11 protein-coding genes are annotated in these 19,189 nt (G+C 75.0%); 6 read left to right on the top strand and 5 right to left on the bottom strand.

The genetic code is table 11. The features are described 5' to 3' along the window. The first annotated feature begins 768 nt into the window (after positions 1 to 768). From ACLQ22_RS09175 to ACLQ22_RS09160, 4 genes are all read left to right on the top strand, one after another. Entirely contained in the window at positions 769 to 1,176 is a 408-nt protein-coding gene (locus ACLQ22_RS09175) for a YciI family protein (protein ID WP_121401212.1), read from the top strand. Positions 1,177 to 1,180: 4 nt separating this feature from the next. Next, complete coding sequence (locus tag ACLQ22_RS09170; RefSeq protein ID WP_425691870.1) at positions 1,181 to 2,326, top strand: RNA polymerase sigma factor; 1,146 nt, start codon at positions 1,181 to 1,183, stop codon at positions 2,324 to 2,326. A gap of 268 nt (positions 2,327 to 2,594) precedes the next feature. Further along, positions 2,595 to 3,323, top strand: a complete 729-nt coding sequence (locus ACLQ22_RS09165) for a VOC family protein (protein WP_425691869.1) — start codon at positions 2,595 to 2,597, stop codon at positions 3,321 to 3,323. A 166-nt stretch (positions 3,324 to 3,489) separates the two neighbouring features. Further along, positions 3,490 to 5,166, top strand: a complete 1,677-nt coding sequence (locus ACLQ22_RS09160; protein WP_425691868.1) for a hypothetical protein — start codon at positions 3,490 to 3,492, stop codon at positions 5,164 to 5,166. 145 nt (positions 5,167 to 5,311) lie between these two features. Here the strand turns inward: ACLQ22_RS09160 and ACLQ22_RS09155 are convergent, their stop codons facing one another. From ACLQ22_RS09155 to ACLQ22_RS09135, 5 genes are all read right to left on the bottom strand, one after another. After that, positions 5,312 to 6,196, bottom strand: coding sequence for a 3-hydroxyacyl-CoA dehydrogenase family protein (locus tag ACLQ22_RS09155; protein ID WP_425691867.1), 885 nt, complete (start codon positions 6,194 to 6,196; stop codon positions 5,312 to 5,314). Positions 6,197 to 6,270: 74 nt separating this feature from the next. Then, on the bottom strand, positions 6,271 to 7,290 hold the full coding sequence (locus ACLQ22_RS09150; protein WP_425692143.1) for an HAD-IIIC family phosphatase: 1,020 nt from the start codon (positions 7,288 to 7,290) through the stop codon (positions 6,271 to 6,273). A gap of 5 nt (positions 7,291 to 7,295) precedes the next feature. Continuing rightward, the gene (locus ACLQ22_RS09145) at positions 7,296 to 8,462 is read right to left on the bottom strand and encodes an acyl-CoA dehydrogenase family protein (RefSeq protein ID WP_425692142.1); all 1,167 of its coding nucleotides are present in this window, start codon (positions 8,460 to 8,462) and stop codon (positions 7,296 to 7,298) included. Between the two features lie 5 nt (positions 8,463 to 8,467). Next, positions 8,468 to 8,737, bottom strand: coding sequence for an acyl carrier protein (locus tag ACLQ22_RS09140; protein ID WP_151452852.1), 270 nt, complete (start codon positions 8,735 to 8,737; stop codon positions 8,468 to 8,470). Positions 8,738 to 8,750: 13 nt separating this feature from the next. After that, positions 8,751 to 9,758 (bottom strand): ketoacyl-ACP synthase III family protein, encoded by a 1,008-nt coding sequence (locus ACLQ22_RS09135; RefSeq protein ID WP_425691866.1) that lies wholly within the window; start codon positions 9,756 to 9,758, stop codon positions 8,751 to 8,753. A gap of 232 nt (positions 9,759 to 9,990) precedes the next feature. On the opposite strand from ACLQ22_RS09135, the gene ACLQ22_RS09130 reads away from it, so the two are divergent. Together ACLQ22_RS09130 and ACLQ22_RS09125 are read left to right on the top strand one after the other, a co-directional pair. Further along, positions 9,991 to 11,820: a condensation domain-containing protein gene (locus ACLQ22_RS09130; protein ID WP_425691865.1), complete on the top strand. Its 1,830-nt coding sequence runs from the start codon at positions 9,991 to 9,993 to the stop codon at positions 11,818 to 11,820. Next, a complete protein-coding gene (locus ACLQ22_RS09125; protein ID WP_425691864.1) occupies positions 11,817 to 19,154 on the top strand; it encodes an amino acid adenylation domain-containing protein in 7,338 nt (2,445 codons plus the stop codon). The genes ACLQ22_RS09130 and ACLQ22_RS09125 overlap by 4 nt, the downstream gene beginning before the upstream one ends. Positions 19,155 to 19,189 lie beyond the last annotated feature (35 nt).

The following is a 19,189-nucleotide window of genomic DNA, read 5'->3' as shown; positions in this document are numbered from 1 at the left end:
CTTCCGGCTCGACCGCCGCCTGCCCACGGGTGAACAGGTTCGACGCCCGGGCCGGTTCGCCGGGTCGAGCACCGACCCGCAGGTCGGGAAGCGGGTCGCGGGAAATCACGCTGCCGGCGCGGTACGGGCGGCGGGGGCACCGACGGGAATGCGGTTCGCGCTGGTCGGCCGGCGTCGTCATCGCGCACCGGTGAGCGTGCGTACCTGAGCGATCCCGAGTCGGGACACGGCGCACCGGCGACACCTCCCCGTGGCGCGTCGAACAGTTCTCGCAGTGCGGGGCTGCGAATTCCCCGGAATCTAGCTCAGGGACGATGAGACCCGGAACATGCTGTGACATTCACCATATCGACGTCAATGTCTATCGACGTCGACCGCCTCGTCGGAGGCCCATCAGCCGTTGACGCCCGTCATAGCGGATACCGGATCGCAGTGCGCTGGCTTGCGATAATGTGCGAATTGCTCATGGCCTGCCCCGCTGGCCCCGGCGGCATGGCCGGTGCCAGCGGCGTGGCGGCCACGGAAAACTGCCAGCCGCGGAATGCCGGTCCGTCCGGCCGATGCCCACAGCCCGGAGGGCAGGAGTCGGCGCACAGCGGATCTTGGGGATGTCCGAACCTGTGGCGCGGACACCGGGAGACGGCTCACCCAGGTTCGGGTACGAGGCCCAGGAAGACTCGGACGGCGATGTCGAGAATCCGCGACCGGCTCCGTCCCCGTGGTGAACGCGACCAGAATGGGTTCGCACCAGCACCGAGAGGAAACACGATGGCCAAGTACCTGCTGCTCAAGCACTACCGGGGCGCCCCGGCCGCGGTCAACGACGTACCCATGGAGCAGTGGACGCCGGAGGAGATCTCGGCGCACATGCAGTACATGCAGGACTTCGCGACCCGGCTCGAGGGGACCGGCGAGTTCGTCGACGGTCAGGCGCTCGCCCCCGAGGGGACGTTCGTCCGGTACGACGGTGAGGGACGCCCGCCCGTCACCGACGGCCCGTTCGCCGAGACCAAGGACCTCATCGCCGGCTGGATGGTGATCGACGTCGACAGCTACGAGCGCGCCGTCGAGCTGGCCGGGGAGCTGTCGGCCGCCCCCGGGGCGGGCGGGAAGCCGATCCACGAGTGGCTGGAGCTGCGCCCGTTCCTGACCGCGCCGCCCACCATCACGGAGTGACCTGATGGAAGAGGCCCTGCTCCGGAGCCTCACACCCCGCGTGCTCGGGGTCCTCGTCCGCCGCGGAGCCGACTTCGCGGCGGCCGAGGACGCCGTACAGGACGCGCTGGTCGAGGCGGTCCGCACCTGGCCGGCCGACCGGCCGCGGGACCCGAAGGGCTGGCTGGTCACCGTGGCCTGGCGCCGGTTCCTCGACGCGACCCGGGCGGACGTCGCCCGCCGCCGGCGCGAGGACCTCGTCGACGAGGAGCCGGCGCCCGGGCCCGCGCCCGCGGTGGACGACACGCTCCAGCTCTACTTCCTGTGCGCCCACCCGTCGCTGACGCCGTCGTCGGCGGTCGCGCTGACGCTGCGTGCCGTCGGCGGGCTGACCACCCGCCAGATCGCCCAGGCCTACCTGGTGCCCGAGGCGACCATGGCGCAACGCATCAGCCGGGCCAAGCGCACCGTCTCCGGCGTGCGGTTCAACCAGCCCGGCGACGTCGCGACCGTACTGCGCGTCCTCTACCTGGTCTTCAACGAGGGCTACTCCGGCGATGTCGACCTCGCCGCCGAGGCCATCCGGCTCACCCGGCAGCTCGCGGCCGCGATCGACCACCCCGAGGTGGCGGGGCTGCTCGCCCTCATGCTGCTGCACCACGCCCGGCGCGCCGCCCGGACCACGCCCGACGGCAGTCTGGTGCCGCTCGCCGAGCAGGACCGTGGCCTGTGGGACACCACGTCGATCGCCGAGGGCGTCGAGATCCTCCAGGCGGCCCTCGCCCGCGACCGGCTGGGCGAGTTCCAGGCCCAGGCCGCCATCGCGGCGCTCCACGCCGACGCGCCCACCGCCGGGGAGACCGACTGGGTGCAGATCGTCGAATGGTACGACGAGCTCGCGCGCCTGACCGGCAGCCCGGTCGTCCGGCTCAACCGCGCCGTGGCCGTCGGCGAGGCCGACGGACCGCGCGCCGGCCTGGCGGCGCTCGCGGCGCTGGACGACTCGCTGCCCCGCCACGCGGCGGCGGCGGCGTACCTGCACGAGCGCGACGGCGATCTGGTGACGGCGGCACGGTTGTACGCCGAGGCGGCCCGGAAGGCGCCCAACCTCGCCGAACGCGACCACCTGACGCGCCAGGCCGCCCGGCTCAACGCCCACCGCTGTCCCTGAGGCGTACGTCCATCGGCTCAGCGGACCTCCTGGTCGCGGGCGGTCGGCCGGCGGCTGACCGGCCGCCGCGGGACCAATGTCCTAGGACGCTTCACGGGATGTGCGTCAGCACGCACCGGCCTGCCCGCAGCCGAGCGTGCGAGGACGGTGACTGAGCAGCCGAGGGCCCTGTGCCCGGGCCGCGCCGCTGTCCGACCGGTGTCTGGTCGAAGTCGGCCACCGCCACTCGTTGACGGCCGCCGACTCGACGGGCACTAGCATTGCCGGCGTGGCGACGCGGCTCGTGCAGATCAACATGAAGGCTCGGGACGACTCCGCGCTGGGCGGTTTCTGGGCGGAGGCGCTCGGCTGGGGAATCTCCAGCGAGGGACCCGGCGTGACCAACCTCGAACCCGAGGGCTTCGTCTACCCCGACCCCGTCGCGGTCTGCCTCGACCTGGTCGTCTCCCAGGAACCCAAGACGGTGAAGAACCGCGTGCACGTCGACCTCGCCACCACCTCGGCGGCCCATCAGGCGGAGGTGGTCACGCGCCTGAAGGACCTCGGCGCAACACCTGCCGACGTGGGCCAGGGCGACGTCCCGTGGACCGTCATGGCCGACCCGGAGGGCAACGAGTTCTGCGTGCTGGACCCCCGACCGCTCTACCGGGACACCGGACCGATCGCCGCGGTAGTGGTCGACTGCGCGGATCCGCGAGCCATGGCCCGCTTCTGGGGCAGGGCCACGGACTGGGCCCTGCACGAGGTGACCGACCACAAGGCGGTACTGCGCTCCGCCAAGGGCGTCGGCCCGTATCTGCAGTTCCTCCGCACACCCGACGTCAAGACCGGGTGGAACCGCGTCCATCTCGACGTCCGCCCGTACCCAGGTGACGACCTGGCGGCCGAGGCGGCCAGACTGCGGACCCTCGGCGCCACCGCCATCGACCTGGATGTCCCGTGGACCGTCCTCGCCGACCCGGAAGGCAACGAGTTCTGCCTCCTCACCCCAGCCTGACCCGAACCTCGATGGGTGCACAGGGACAGCGAGAGGGTCCACTGTGTCGACGTCGCTCTCCTCTGCCGCCCTGGATCAGCGCCCTGGTGCTGGCGGCGTGCGCGGAGTGAGACCGTCCACAGCCTACGTCGGGTCCGCACCGCCGTCATTCGGGTGACAAGCCCTGTTGAGCTGCGGTTTCGCCGCTATACCCTCGCTGTTTGTGACTGACGACGACGCTTGGACGACGATCCGGACGACCGGCGGCACCGCGACGACCGACGGCCACATCGGCACCTCCAGGGTGGTCCACCTTCGCGGCGACCTCTGGTTGGACGGTCCGGCCGGAGATCCGGTGGCGCGGGGCCTCGCGGGCAATCCGGCGGCACCGCTCGACGTGCTGCTGCGTCTGCTCGACGACCACGCCGAGGCCGTTCCCGCAGCGTTGCGGCGGCGCGCCGACCTGCCGCCCGCAGTCCTCGCAGCGGCGATGCGTCACCCCTTGGCCCGGGTACGCGGCGCGCTCGCCGCCAACCCGCACATCGATCCGGCGCTCCGGCTCGGCCTGCTGGAAGACCCCGAGCGTCGCGTGGTCGAGCGCGTCCGTGCGGATCGGGACCTGGCCTTGCCGGATCGCGCGTTCATGCCGAGCCTGGACCGGCTCGTCGAGCAGTTCCGGCGGGGCATCATGATGCCGGCCGAGCTGCGCGGCGAGGTGATCGAGCTGGCATGGCGCGACCGGCGTGCGGTGCGGGTCGTGGCCACCCATCCGGAGCCGCTCGTGCGTGCCGCCGCGGTCGGACTGCTCGGCGGCCTGGACGAGGCGTCCCGCGAGGAACTACGCCAGGCCCTGCTGCACGACGACGTGCCGGAGGTGCGGGCGGCGACCGCCCGTTTCCACGCCGAGCGGGAACGGGTGCAGGAGCCGGCGGACCTACCCGTTAACGGGTACGCGTACCGAGGACTGCTGAGCGAGCTGCGGCTCTCGCCCGCACTGATCGAGTTCGTGCTCGCCGCCGCGGACGGGAGGGATGGCGTCGAGGCGATGGCGACCAACCCGACCCTGCCGCCGGAGGTGGTCGAGGCGTTGTTCGACCATCCGTCGCCGGACGTGCGGCGTAGTCTCGCCGAGCGTGACGACCTGACCGGCGCCCAGTTGGCGCGGCTCGCCGCCGACCCGGACGCGTCGGTACGGACCGCCGTCTCCGTGCATCCCGCGCTCACCGAGGAGGAGCGTGCGGCGATCGACATCGACGTGACCACGGCGCCGTGGGACCGCCGGATCGACCTGTGCTGGCACGTGCGGGGGACGGTGTCGCCTGAACCGCTGCCGCCGCCGGCGGAGTCGGTACGGCTCGCCATGTCGGTCAACCCGCTGCTGCGCCGGCGGGCCGCGCTCGACCCGCGGTTGCCGGCCGGGATCGTCACCGCGCTCTCGGACGATGCCGATCCCGGCGTGCGAGCCCTCCTGGCCCATCACCACTCGGCCGCGCCGCCCGAACTGCTCCTGCGGGTGTTCCGTGAGCACGGGTACCGTCGATGCGACCGCGGGCGGCTGCTGGCCCTGCCGAACTTCCCGGCGGCGGCGCTGGCCCGGTACGCCGACGACCAGGATCCCGCGGTCCGGCGGCTCGTCGCCCGCGACCCGCGGGCGGATCCGACGCTCGTCGACCGGCTCACCCGCGACCCCGACGCCGCGGTGCGGCGGGCGATGGCGGCATGCCCCCGACTGCCGGTGGACCGGATCGTCGACCTGCTCGACGACGTCGAGCTGGCCGAGTCCGCAGCGCGGAACCCGGCCCTGCCGGTCGACGTGATGCGCGAGCGACCCGCCTCGTCCGCACCCCGGCAGGGGAAGCGCTGACGGTCGATCGGCACCCGTCGGCGAGGTGCCACGACCTGTGTCGACCTTCGGCCGGCTTTCAGCCACGACAGCCGGCCTGAGCCACGTACCGACCCGGCGTCGCACCCTCCTCACGCGGGTGCCTGGACACGGATCTCGGCGGTGGTCAGGTGGCGGCGGTCGCGACCGGCTGCGGGTACTTGTGGAAACCGCTGCCGCTCTTGCGCCCGTACCTGCCCGCAGCGACCAGTTCCCGCAGCGTGCGTCCGGGCCGGAAGCGGGGGTCGCCGGTGCATTCGAGCAGCACCAGGAGCGTGTCGACGACGGTGTCCAGGCCGATCAGGTCGGCGGTCCGCAGCGGGCCCGTCGAGTGGCCGAGGCACTCCTGGAAGACCCGGTCGACGGTCGCGGCGTCGGCGGTTCCCCGGCCGACGACCTCGGCGGCCTCGTTCACGGTGAGCATCAGCACGCGGTTGATCACGAAGCCCGGTCCGTCGGCGACCACGATGCCGGTCTTGCCGATCGCGGCGAGCAGGTCGAGGGTGTGCTGGAGGGTGTCCGCGCTGGTCCGCGGCGCCCGCACCACCTCGACGCTCTCCCTGAGGGGCGCGGGGTTCATGAAGTGCGTCCCGACCACCCGCTCCGGCCGGCGGGTGCTGGCGGCGAGCCGGTCGATCGGGATGGCGGAGGTGACCGACGCGAGCACCGTCGTCGGTGGACAGACGGCGTCCAGCTCGCCGAAGATCCGTTCCTTCAGCGGTATGCGCTCCGGCGCGCACTCGATCACGTACCCGGCCCGGTCGAGCCCGGCGGTCCGGTCGGTCCAGCTGATCCGCTCGATCACCCGGGCCACCGGCTCGCCCGCGCGGTGCGGGGCCAGCAGCCGGGCCTGCCGCAGCCCGGTACGCAGCCGGCCCGCTGCCGCCGCCGCCCCGGCCGCCGATCCGACCGCCGGGTCGACCACGACCACGTCGTACCCGCCCTCGGCCAGGCACTGGGCGATGCCGAGGCCCATCGTGCCGGCGCCGACCACCCCGACGGTTCCGCTCATGCGCCCCCCGTTCCGCTCGCCGCACGCCTGAGGCTCCGCCGCGCCGCGTCCGATGAATCGCTCGCTGGGCTCGCTCACGCCGCCACCACCCGCACCGGGTGCGCCCGCGCGGCCGGCGGCCGGGCCGGGTCGATCGCGAGCGTCCACCGGTCGCCCGCGTCGTCCTCGACGGCGAAGCCGGCGAACCGCAGGGTGACCAGCATCTGCCGGTTGACCGCGGTGGGCACGAACTCCGCCACCGGGCGCCGGCCCGCGGCGAGCGCGGTGCGCACGAGGTGGTCCAGCAGGGCCGCGCCGGCACCGCGGGACAGCACCCGGCACGACATCAGCAGCAGCCGCAGTACGGTCGCGCCCGGCTGCAACTCGGTGACGGCCAGCCCGACCGTGCCGTAGGAGCCGAACCTGTCCCGCAGCCGCGCCACCAGCACCTCGTGCCGGGGCGACGCGCACAGCGCGCGCAGCTCCGCCAGGCTGAACGTGACGCCGGTGGTGTTCAGCTGGTGGGTGCGTACCGTCAGCTCGTGCGCACGGGCGAGGTCGGCCGGGCCGGCCCGGCGCACCTCGAGCACCAGGCCGAGCGAGGCGAGGAAATCCGCGGGCGGCCCGGCATGCGTGGCCTCGGCGGCCCGGCGTCGCTCGTCGGTGCGGTAGAGCTGGCGGCGCTGCCGGGACTCCTCGGTGACGAACTCACGGGTGAACTCGGGCAGCGCCGGCAGCCCGGCGACGGCGTCGGCCGGGTGGCAGCGCACGACCGGCAGCGCGGCGGCCACCTCGGCGCGTTCCACCGGGTCGTTGTCGACGAACGCGACGGTGTCCAGGCCGATGCCCAGGTCGGCGGCGATCCGGGCGACCGCGAGGGACTTGGCGCCCCAGCCCACCTCGACCCGGGTGAACAGGTCGAGCAGGCCGTGCGCGGCCAGGTGGGCGGTGGCGGCGGCGCGCTCGCCCCGGCTGGCCACGGCGTGCAGGACGCCGCGCCGGTCCAGGACGTGCAGCGTGCGTACGGCGGCGGGGAACGGCACCGGCTCGTCGCCCTCCAGCACGACGCCGTCCCACAGTGTGTCGTCGAGGTCCCAGACCAGGCACTTCACCATGCTGGTCACGGCCGCCCTCCCGGTCGGATCGCGCGGGCGCGCCGCAGCAGATGGTCGGCGATGTGCAGTTCGGCCACCTGGGCGGAGCCCTCGATGATCTCCATGACCTTGGCGTCCCGGTAGAACCGGCCGGCCCGGCTGTCCGGGGCGCAGCCGGCCGCACCGAGGACCTGCACGGCCGTACCGGCGACCAGTGCGGCGGTGCGCGCCGCCGCGTACTTCGCCGCGACCGTGCCGGCGATCGCGTCGGGAGCACCGGCGGCCCGCCACCGGGCGGCCCGGGCGGCGAGCTCCCGCGCGGCGGCGGTGTCCACCGCGGCCCGGCCCAGCAGCCCCCGTACGGTCTGGTGCTCGGCGAGTGGGGTGCCGCCCTGCCGGCGGGTGAGGACGTGGTCGGCCATGTCCCGCAGGCACGCCTCGGCCATGCCCACGCAGCCCCAGCCGACCGTGAACCGGCCGTGGTCGAGTGCGGTGGCCGCGACGTGCGACAGGCCGAACCCGGGCGGTGCGACGCGGTTCGCCGCCGGGACCCGTACGCCGTCGAGCTGGATGTGGGCCAGCTGGGCGGCCCGCAGGCCGAGCTGGCCCTCGACCGGCTGCCGCGTCACGCCGGCCCGGTCGGTCTCGACGAGCACGGCGGTGTGCCGGCCGTCCAGCACCCCGAGCACCAGCAGCACGTCGGCGACCTGGCCGAAGGTCACCCAGCGCTTGGCGCCGGTCAGCTCCAGGGTCGGCTGCCGGCCATCGTCGACGGCACGGATGCGGGTGTCGACGGCGGTCAGGTCGCTGCCCGCGCCGGCCTCGGTGGCGGCGAAGCCGGCGAGCAGCTCACCGTGGGCGAACGCGGGCAGCCAGCGCGTCCGCTGCTCGGCGGTGCCCCAGCGCAGTACGGCCGCGGCGACCATGCCCTGCACGGTGACCAGCGCGCGCAGCGCGCCGCACACGCCGCCGAGCCGGGCGCACAGCTCACCGACCTGCGCCGGGGTGGCGCCGAGGCCGCCGTGGCCGACCGGCAGGTCCGCGGTGAGCAGCCCGGCGGCTGCCGCGGCGCGGCGTACCCCGGCGGGCAGCGCGCCGTCCCGGTCCCAGCGGGCCGCCTCGTCGCGCGCGGCCGCGGCGAGGTCGTCCCCGAGGTCGTCGAGCGCCGGCGGCCCGGCCGGCAGCGCGACCATGGCGGTCACGCCGGGATCCCGGCGCGGCCGGCGGTCTTGGCCAGCACGAAGTCGGTCAGTCGGGAGATCGTACGGAAGTGGTCGAGGTCGAGGTCGGCCACCTCGACCTCGATGTCGAAGCGCCGCTCCACGAACACCACCAGCTCGATCGCGAACAGCGAGTTGAGCAGGCCGAGCGCGAAGTAGTCCTCGTCCGGGCCGATCGGTCCGGACACCGCCGGGGCGATGAAGTCGTGCAGCTCCCGCGCCACCGCGGGCCGGTCCGGTGCTCCCATCCCCACTCCCATCTCAGTCACCCGCGACGGCCGCGGGATCGCCGTCGAACTCGACCAGCACCATGCTCCAGGCGGCCACGGGGCTGGAGCTGACCAGCACGGCCCGCTCGCCGCCCCGCAGCCGCCCGGTGTCGATCTCGGTCGCCAGGTTGAGCAGCACGTCGTTCGCGCCGAGGTGGCCCAGGTCGCGCAGGTTGTCGCGGCAGGTCGAGGCGACCGCCACCCCGAGCGTCTCCTCGACGAACCGGAACGCGCCCACCGACAGGTTGTGGCTCACGTGCCGGGCGACGTCCGACGGCGTCAGCCCGTTGCGGTCCAGCAGGCGCCGGTACATCGCACGCAGCCGGTTGCGGCTCTCCAGCGCCAGCTGGAAGGAGTACTCCCGGGTGTCGCGGCACTGCTCGGTCCAGCGGGCCGAGGGGCGGTCGCGGTAGTCCACCCGGAACAGGTCCCAGTAGCGGCCGTCGGTCTCCTGGAGCACGTCGCGCACCCGCAGCGGCCCGTCCCGCGAGACGACCACGGCCATGCCCCCGTCGCCGCTGACCGTGACGGGGTGCCGGTAGCGTCGCGGCGTGGCCGGCGTACTGCCGTGCACGACGAGGACGTCGGTCAGGTCCGGGTCGGCGGCCAGCAGGCCGCGCGCCACCAGCAGCGCCGGCGTGCTCGACACGCAGCCCAGCCCGCCGACGGAGAAGGTCAGGGCCCGCTCGGCGCCGAGGTACGCCTGTAGCCGGGTCTCGGCGGAACTCATCAGCGTTGCCGGCGCGCGGGACTCCACCACGACCAGCGCCCCGATCCGGGCCGGGGCCAGCCCGGCGGCGGTCAGCGCCCGGGTGGCGGCGCCCGCGGCCAGGTCGAACGCGTCCAGCTCCGGGTCGGTACGCACCCGGTCGATCCCGAGGCCGGCGCAGAGTTCCCGCTCGGCCGGCCCCAGGTACGCCAGCTCCGGCAGCTCCGCCACCGCGACCGACCGTTCCGGCAGGAACGACGCCATCGTCCGTACCGCGATCGTCCCGGGCATGTCGCCGCACCTTTCGTCGCAGAGGCCGTCGTCGGTGTCCCGTCCCGGGCGTCCGGACCCGGTCCTCCGTCCGGTGTCCCCGCCCGCCGACTCGATGCCACTGTGCCGATCGCGGCTCGGGCCGGGACAGAGAAGGACCGGCAGAGGCGTTGCCGGTCCTTCTCTGGTTCCGGCCTGCTCGCGTCCACCAGTCTCGATCCGACGCCGACCGCCGGTGAAGGGGAGACCGCCGATGCCGAGCCGGATGCCCACCCAGACCAACGCCCCGCCGCCGAGCGGCACCCGGATCCGGCCGGTGCCGCGCACCGGCGCGCTGCGGCTCTCGCCGGGGCAGGAGCGGCTGTGGTTCCTCGACGGGCTGCACGACGACGGCACCGAATACCTCGTCTGGCTGCGGCTGCGCCTGCGCGGGCCGTGGGATCCCGCCGTGTTCGCCCGCGCCGTGACCGCTGTCGTCGGCCGGCACGAGGTGCTGCGCACCCGGTACCGGGACAGCGACGGTGAGCCGGTGCAGGTCGTCGACCCGCCCGGTCCGGCCGACGTCACGGTCGTGGACCTGACCGGCGGGCCGGACGCCGGGACCCGGGCGGCGGCGCTGCTCGACACGACGGCGGGCCGGCCGTTCGACCTGCGCCGGGAGCACCCGCTGCGGGTCGTGGTGGTACGGCTCGCGCCGACGGAGCACCTGGTCGGCCTCACCCTGCACCACATCGCCGCCGACGCCTGGTCGTGCGACGTGCTGCTGCGCGACCTGGACCACGCGTACCGCGCGTTGGCGACCGGCCGGCCCGTGCCGGCGCCGCCGCCGGTGCAGTACGCCGACGTCGCGGCCTGGCAGCGGGCCCGGCGCGAGGCCGTCGGCGCGGCCGGCATCGGCTACTGGCGGGACCAGCTCGCCGGGCTCGAACCGGTCCTGCTGCCCACCGACCGTCCGCGCGGCGCCCGCCGCGACCCCGTCGGCGACATGCTCGCCGTGGACGTGCCGCGGCGCGTCGCCCGGTTGGTCGCCGCCGCCGGCGAGCGGTACGGCACGAGCGCCTTCATGACCCTGCTGGCCGCCTTCCAGGTGCTGCTGGCGCAGCGGACCGGCCGCACCGACATCGCCGTCGGGATGCCCGCCGCCGGGCGGGACGCGCCAGAGACCGAGGACCTGATCGGCTTCTTCGTCAACACCCTGGTGCTGCGGACCGACCTGGCGGGCCGGCCGTCGTTCGCCGAGGTGCTGGACCGGGTGCGCACGACGGTACTGGCCGCGCTCATGCACAACGACGTCCCGTTCGAGGACGTCGTCGCGGCGGTCCGGCCCCGCCGCGACCCCGCCCGCAACCCGCTGTTCGAGATCATGTTCCAGGTCCTGCACACGGCGGAGACACCCGGCACGCTCGGCGGCGCCACCGTGGAACCGCTGCCCATGAACGCCACCGACGCCAAGTTCGACCTGGTGTTCACGGTCTGCCGCACCGCGACCGGCGACCTGCGGTGCGTTCTCGAGTACGCCGGCGGCCTGTTCGACCGGACGACGATGCGGCGGCTCGCCGAGGACTACGTGGCGCTGCTGGAGCGGTCGGCCCGCGAACCGGAGGCCCCGGCGGCCTGGCTGGCCCCGGCGCCCGGCGCGCCGGGCGTGCCGCCGGCTGCGGTGGATCCGCCGCCACCAGCCTCGGCGCCGCCACCCGCCCCGGCGCCGCCACCCGCCCCGGCGCCGCCACCAGTCCCGGCGCCGGCACCAGCACTGGCGCCGGCACCCGCCCCGGCGCCGCCGGCCGACCCGGTCGCGCAGGCCGTCGCCGGGATCTGGTCGAGGCTGCTCGGCGTCGACGACATCGCCGCCGACGACGACTTCTTCGACCTCGGCGGCCACTCGCTGCTGGTCGCCCGGGTGCGTACCGCGCTGCGGCAGGCGTTCGCCGTCGATCTCCCCCTGCAGGTCCTGTTCGAGGCCACCTCGGTGGCCGGACTCGCGGCCGTGGTCACCGCCGCGGTCCGCGCCGACGTCAGCCGACTCTCCGACAGCCAGGTGCAGGACCGGCTGTCCCGAGCCGCCCGGGAAGGAACCCGATGACCGAGATGCTGGAGTCGCCCACCCCGCACGAGAAGCTGCTGGAGCGCCGGCTGCTCGGCCTCGAACCGCTCCCCGAGCCGGGCATCCCCCCGGTGTCCCGGGTGGACCCGCCACCGCTGTCGCACGCCCAGCGCCGGCTGTGGATCCTCGACCGGCTGCGCCCCGGCGGCGTCGAGTACCTGGTGCAGATCGCGCTGCACATCACCGACCGGCCCGACAGCCGGTTGGCCGTCCCCGCGCTGCGGGCCGCGCTCGACGGGCTGGTGGCCCGGCACGAGGTGCTGCGCACCCGCTACCCGGTCGGCCCCGACGGCGAGCCGGTGCAGCTGATCGACCCGCCCGCCCCGGTCCCGCTGCCGGTCCGCGACCTCACCCACCTGGACAGCGAGACCCAGTGCGGGTTGCTGAACCGGCTCGTCTCGGTCGACCGCGAACCGATCGACCTGGGCGCCGGGCCGGTGTTCCGCGCCCTGCTCGTGCGGCGGGAGCCCGACCAGCACCTGCTGCTGCTCACCACCCACCACATCGCCATGGACCTCTGGTCGGAGGGCCTGCTGCTGGACGAGCTGCGCCACCGCTACACCGCCGCGCTCGACGGCCGCCCGGCCGACCTTCCCCCGCTGCGGGTGCAGTACGCCGACGTCGCGGCCTGGCAGCGGCAGCGGACCGCCGAGCTGCGCGAGAGCCAGCTGCCGTACTGGCGCCGCCAGCTCGCCGGCGCCACGCCGGTGGACCTGCCGACCGACCGGCCGCGGCCGGCGGTACGGGACTCCGCCGGCGACGTCGTGCCGTTCACCGTGCCGGCCACGGTGGCGGCGGCGCTGGGGCAGCTGGCCCGCCGCCACCACGCCACGCCGTTCATGGTCCTGCTGGCGGCGTACGCGGTCGTGCTCGGGCGGTGGAGCGGCCGGACCGACGTCACGGTCGGCACGCCGGTCGCCGGGCGTGGGCACGACGACGTGCAGGGCCTCATCGGGCTCTTCGTGGACACCGTCGTGGTGCGGGCCGACCTGGCCGAGGATCCGACGTTCGGCGAGCTGGTCGAGCGGGTCCGCCGTACCTCGTTGGACGCCTTCGCCCACCAGGAGCTGCCGTTCGAGCAGTTGGTCGAGGAGCTGGCGCCGGTCCGCGACCCCGCGCGGACCGCGCTGTTCTCGACGATGTTCGTCTGGCAGGAGGCCGGGCCGGAGGGCTTCCAGGTGCCGGGGGCGGACGTTCTGTCGGTGCCGATCCCGTTCGCCGACGCCAAGTTCGACCTGACGCTGTCGGTGTCCCCGTGCCCGGACGGTTCGCTCGCCGGCGCCGTGGTCTACGCCACCAGCCTGTTCGACCGCGGCACGATCGAGCGGTTCGCCGCACACGTCGGGCAGCTGCTGGCCGGTGTGGCGGCGGCCCCGGACGCCCCGCTCGCCGACATCGAGATGCTCCCGCCGGCCGAGCGCGAGCAGCTGCTCGACGGCTGGAACGACACCGCGACCGACGTGCCGGCCACCACGCTGCCGGCGCTGTTCCGCGCCCAGGCGGCCGCCACCCCGGACGCGGTGGCCGTGCGGACGGCGGACCGCAGCCTGTCGTACGCCGAACTCGACGCCCGCGTGACCGCGCTGGCGCTCCGGCTGCGCGCGGCCGGGGTCGGCCCCGAGTCGGTGGTCGGGGTGTGCCTGGAGCGCGGCCCGGACCTGGTGACCGCGCTGCTGGCCGTGCTCACCGCCGGCGGCGCCTACCTGCCGCTGGACACCGAGAGCCCGCCGCAGCGGCTGGAGCAGCTGCTCACCGACGCCGCGGCACGGGTCGTGGTGACCGACCGGGACACCGTCGGCACCGCCGCGCGCACGGTGGTCCGGCCCGACGCGGGTGGCGCCGCCCCGCACGGGCCGCTGCCCGGCGACACCGACCCGGACCACCCGGCGTACGTGCTGCACACTTCCGGCTCGACCGGCCGGCCCAAGGGCGTCGTGATCACCCACCGCGCGCTGGTCAACCGGTTGGCCTGGATGCAGCGCGAGTACCCGCTCGACGCGACCGACCGGGTGCTGCACAAGACGCCGTACGGCTTCGACGTCTCGGTCTGGGAGCTGTTCTGGCCGCTGGTCACCGGCGCGACGCTCGTCGTCGCCCGCCCCGGCGGGCACCGCGACCCGGCGTACCTGGCCGCGACGATCGCCGAGCACGGCGTCACCACCCTGCACTTCGTGCCGTCGATGCTGCGCGCCTTCCTCGACACGCCCACCGGCGAGCTGCCCTCGGTACGCCGGATCTTCGCCAGCGGCGAGCCGCTGGCGGCCGAGCTGGCGGCGGCCGTGCACGAGCGGATCGGTGGCGAGCTGCACAACCTCTACGGCCCCACCGAGGCGACGATCGACGTGACCGCCGCGCGTTGCCTGCCCGGGGAGCCGGTCACGATCGGCCGGCCGGTCGCCAACACCCGCGTCCACGTCGTCGACCCGGACCTGCGGCTGCTGCCGGCCGGCGTGCCCGGCGAGCTGGTGGTGGCCGGCGTCCAGCTCGCCCGCGGCTACCTCGGCCGCCCCGCGCACACGGCCGACCGGTTCGTGCCGGACCCGTTCGGCACGCAGCCGGGAGGCCGGCTCTGCCGCACCGGCGACCTGGCCCGGCACCGCGCCGACGGCACGATCGAGTACCTGGGCCGGCTGGACCGGCAGGTGAAGCTGCACGGCCACCGGATCGAGCCGGGCGAGGTCGAGGCGGTGCTCACCGCGCATCCGGACGTCGCCTCCGCCGTGGTCACCGTGCACGACGACCGGCTCGTCGCGTACCTCGTCGGCTCGGGCGACGCGGCCGGTCCGGCGCTCGACCGGGACGGCGTCGCGGCGCACGCCCGGGCCCGGCTGCCCCGGCAGCTGGTGCCCGCACGCTGGGTGGTGCTCGACGCCCTGCCGCTGACCGCCGCCGGCAAGGTCGACCACCGCGCGCTGCCCGCGCCGGCCGCCAGCGCCGGGCCGGCGGCGGAGGCGCCGCACACCCCGCTGGAGCGGACGATCGCGCGCGCCGTGGCCGACGCGCTCGGCGTCGACGCGGTGGGCCGGCACGACGCGTTCTTCGCGCACGGCGGCGACTCGATCCGGGCGATCCGTGCCGTCGGCGCGCTGCGGGCGGCCGGCCTGCCGGTGTCGGTGCACGACCTGTTCAGTCACGCCACGGTGGCCGAGCTGGCCGAACTGGTCGGCACCCGGGCGCCGGAGAGGCCGGCCGCCGTGGGGGAGCGGCCCGCCGAGCAGCCGGTCGTGGCGCCGTTCGCGCTGCTCTCCGACGGCGACCGCGCGCTGCTGCCGCCGGGCCTGGTCGACGCGTACCCGATGGGCGAGATCCAGGCCGGGATGGTGTACGAGATGCTGGCCGCGCAGCGGCCGGTCTACGTGAACGTCAGCTGCTACCGGATCGAGGACGAGACGCCGTTCGACCTGGCCGACCTGCGCGCGGCGGCGGCGCTGCTGGTGCAACGGCACGAGATCCTGCGTACCTCGTTCGCGCTGGCCGGCTACACGCGGCCGTTGCAGCTGGTGCACCGCACCGCCGAGCTGCCGGTGGACCTGGACGACCTGCGGGACCTGCCGCCGGCCGCGCAGCGCCAGGTCCTCGACGCCTTCCTGCTCGCCCAGCGCGCCGTGCCGTTCGACCTGGCCGTGCCGCCGCTGCTGCGCTACACGGTGCACCGGACCGGCGAGCGCGAGTGGTGGCTCACCCACGTCGAGTGCCACGCGATCCTCGACGGCTGGAGCCACACGTCGGTGATCGCCGAACTGCTCGCGCACTACCGGACGCTGCGCCGTGGTGGCGTACCCCGGCCGGCGCCGCTGCCCGCCGTCCGGTTCGCCGACTTCGTCGCCGCCGAGCAGGAGTCGCTGCGCTCGGCGGCCGACCGGGACTTCTGGACCGCCACCATCACGGCCGCCGACAAGCTGGAGATCCCGGCCGAGTGGGGCGGCCGGATGGACGGGGCCGAGGGGTCGGACGGCGCCGACGACGCGCCGGGCCAGGTCGTCGTCGGGTACGCCGACCTGGAGCCGGCGCTGCGCCGGCTCGCGGCCGACGCGGGGGCGTCGCTGAAGAGCGTGCTGCACGCCGCCCACCTCGCGGCCTGGGGCGTGGTCACCGGGCGGCAGCGCTTCTTCACCGGGCTGGTCGGCAACGGCCGGCCGGAGCGGCTGCGCGGCGACGAGGTGATCGGCATGTACCTGAACACGGTGCCGTTCCCCGCCGACCTGACCGCCGCGAGCTGGCCGGAACTGGTGCGGGCGGTCTTCGCGCGGGAGGCGCGGATGTGGCCGCACCGGCGCTACCCGATGGCCGCGATGCGGCGCGACGGCCGGCACGCCTCGGCGCTGGTCGACGTCAGCTTCACGTACCTGGACTTCCACATGCTCGACTGGAGCTCCGGCATCGACCTGGAGGCCGACTTCAGCCCGAGCGAGCAGCCGTTCTCCGCGGTGTCGTTCCCCGGGTACCTGCGCCTGCTCGGTCGGCCCAGCAGGATCGGGCGGCCGTACCTGGAGCTGATCGGCCGGACCTACCGGCAGGTGCTGGCGTCGATGGCCGCCAGCACGGCCGGGACCGGTGCCGCCCGCGACCCCGGCGCCGGTTTCGACGCGACCCCGGCCGCGACGCCGTCGTCGTCGCCGCGGACCGTGACGCTGGCGCCGGCCGACCGCGACCGGGTCCTCGTCGAGTCGAACCGCACCGACCGGGCCTTCCCCACCGACCAGCCGGTGCACCGGCTGATCGAGCGGCAGGCCCGGTCCGCGCCCACCGCCGTCGCGCTGCGGCAGGGCGCCGTCAAGGTCTACTACGCCGAGCTGGAGCTACGCGCGAACCGGCTGGCGCACCGGCTGCGCACGCTCGGCGTCGGTCCGGGCACGGTCGTCGGCATCTGCCTGCCACGGACACCCGACCTCGCCGTCAGCGTGCTGGCCGTGCTGAAGGCGGGCGGCGCGTTCCTGCCGCTGGATCCGGCGTACCCGGTCGAGCGGCTGCGGTTCATGCTCGACGACACGGGCGCCGCGGTGCTGCTCGCCGCCGGGCGGCTGCGGGCCGGCCTCGTCCAGGCCGGTCCGGCGGGCGTGCCGACGGTCGACGTGACCGACGAGTCCGCCCAGCTCGACATGCCGGTCACCACGCCGGAGGTGGCGGTGGCGCCGGAGGACCTGGCGTACGTCACCTACACGTCCGGCTCGACCGGGCGGCCCAAGGGGGTCGCCGTACCGCACCGGGCGCTGCTCAACCTCCGGCACGCCCAGCAGGAGGTCTTCGACGTCCGACCGGGCGACCGGATGCTCCAGTTCTTCTCGGTGGGCTTCGACGCGTCGGTGTCCGAGCTGGTCGCCGCGCTCACCGCCGGCGCCGAGCTGGTGCTGCCCGCGCCCGACCGCGACCCGGGCGACCTGCGCGGCGAGGCGGCCACCCTGACCCACCTCTTCCTGCCGCCGTCGATGCTGAGCCGGCTGGACCCGGCGGACTTCCCGCAGCTGCGGGTCACCCTGGTCGGCGGCGAGGCGTGCCCCGCCGTGCAGGCCGACCGGTGGGCGCGGCACGCCACGTTCGTCAACCTCTACGGCCCCACCGAGGCGTGCGTCGCCGCCACGTACGCGCCGGTGGCCGCCGGCGCGCCGGACCGGATGCCGTCGATCGGCACCCCGCTGGCGAACGTGCGGTGCCACGTCCTCGACGCCGACGGGCGACCGCTGCCCACCGGGGTGCGCGGCGAGCTGTACGTCGCCGGGGCGGGCCTGGCCCGCGGCTACGTCGGTCGTCCGGCGCTGACCGCGGACCGGTTCGTCCCGGACCCGTTCGGACCGCCCGGCAGCCGGATGTACCGCACCGGCGACGTGGTCTCCCGCGCCGCCGACGGCTCGCTGCGCTTCCACGGGCGCGGCGACCAGCAGGTCAGCGTCCGCGGCTTCCGCATCGAGCTCGGCGAGGTCGAGCACGCGCTGCAGGCGCACCCGGCCGTCGAGGCCGCGGCCGTCGCGGTCGCCGCGGCGGGCACCGAGGAGGCGACGCTCGTGGCGTTCGTCCGGCCCACCGCCGGCAGTTGCGGTGCCGCCCCGTCCCCGGCCGAGCTGCGCGAGCACGTACGCCGCCGGCTGCCGGCGCACATGGTGCCGACCCGCTGCCACGTCGTCGGGCAGTTCCCGGTCACCGCCTCGGGCAAGGTCGACCGCCCCGCGCTGATCGCGGCCGAACCGAAGCCCGCCGCGCAGATCGCGCCGGTGGCGCCGCGCACGCCGCTGGAGCGGAGCATCGCCGACGCCTGGGCGCAGGTGCTGCGGCTGGACCGGGTCGGCATCGACGACGACTTCTTCGACCTCGGCGGGCACTCGATGGCGATGATGCGGATCATCTCGCTGCTGCGGGAGTCGCACGGCGTGGAGCTGACGTTCCGGGCCTTCCTGGAGCACCAGACCGTCGCGCGGCTGGCCGCCGCGATCACCGACGGCGCGGTCGGCGGCCCCGAGGCGCCGGCCGCGCCCGGCAGCCGCAACCGGGCGCTGCTGTGGCTGCGGCGCGGCAGCGCCACGCCGCTGTTCTGCATCCACCCCGGCGGCGGCAGCGCCCACTGGTTCCAGCGCTTCCTGCCGTACCTGGACCCGCAGCTACCGCTGGCCGCGTTCGAGTGGCCGAAGCCGCACGGCGACCACGCCACGATCCCCACCGCCGCCGAGATGGCCCGCCGGCACCTCGACGAGCTGCGGGCCGCCCAGCCGCACGGGCCGTACCGGCTGTTCAGCTGGTGCGGCGGCAGCACGATCGCGGCGGAGCTGGCCACCCTGCTGCTGGACGCCGGCGAGGAGGTGACCTTCATGCTTCTCGACCCGGTGCTGGACGCGCAGACCCGGCCGAAGTTCTACGAGCAGATGGGCTTCGTGCGCCGGCTGGAGAAGCTGGTGCTGGAGATCGACCGGGGCGGGCCGGAGGCGGACACACCCGAGCGGCGCGCCGAGATCATGGACCTCTACGAGCGGGTGGCCAACGACATCGACGAGAAGGAGGGCATGGCGCTGCCCGAGCGCGGCGTCGGCGCCGCCTGGCCGCGGATGGTCCGGGTCTGGCGGGAGTCGTTGCAGGCGCTCATCGAATACCCGAACCCCCGCTACGCCGGCAAGCTGCACCTCATCGCCAGCGACGCGCTCGCCAACGGCCAGCACGTGGTGTCCAGCGGCCAGACGTTCGCCGACTACCTCGAACGGTGGGAGGAGCTGATCGGCGGGGGGATCGAGCTGCACCGGGTGCCCGGGGACCACATCGGGATCATGAAGCCGCCGCTCCTGGTGCACCTGACCGACGTGATCAGCGCCGTGCTGGCCGGCACCCGATGACCACCACGCCGCGCCGCCCGTCGGCCGACCCGGCG

The sequence above is a fragment of the Micromonospora sp. DT178 genome (assembly GCF_049841695.1).
GTDB lineage: Bacteria > Actinomycetota > Actinomycetes > Mycobacteriales > Micromonosporaceae > Micromonospora.
Note: the sequence above shows the minus strand (reverse complement) of the source record. Positions and strands in the feature narration are given on the sequence as shown.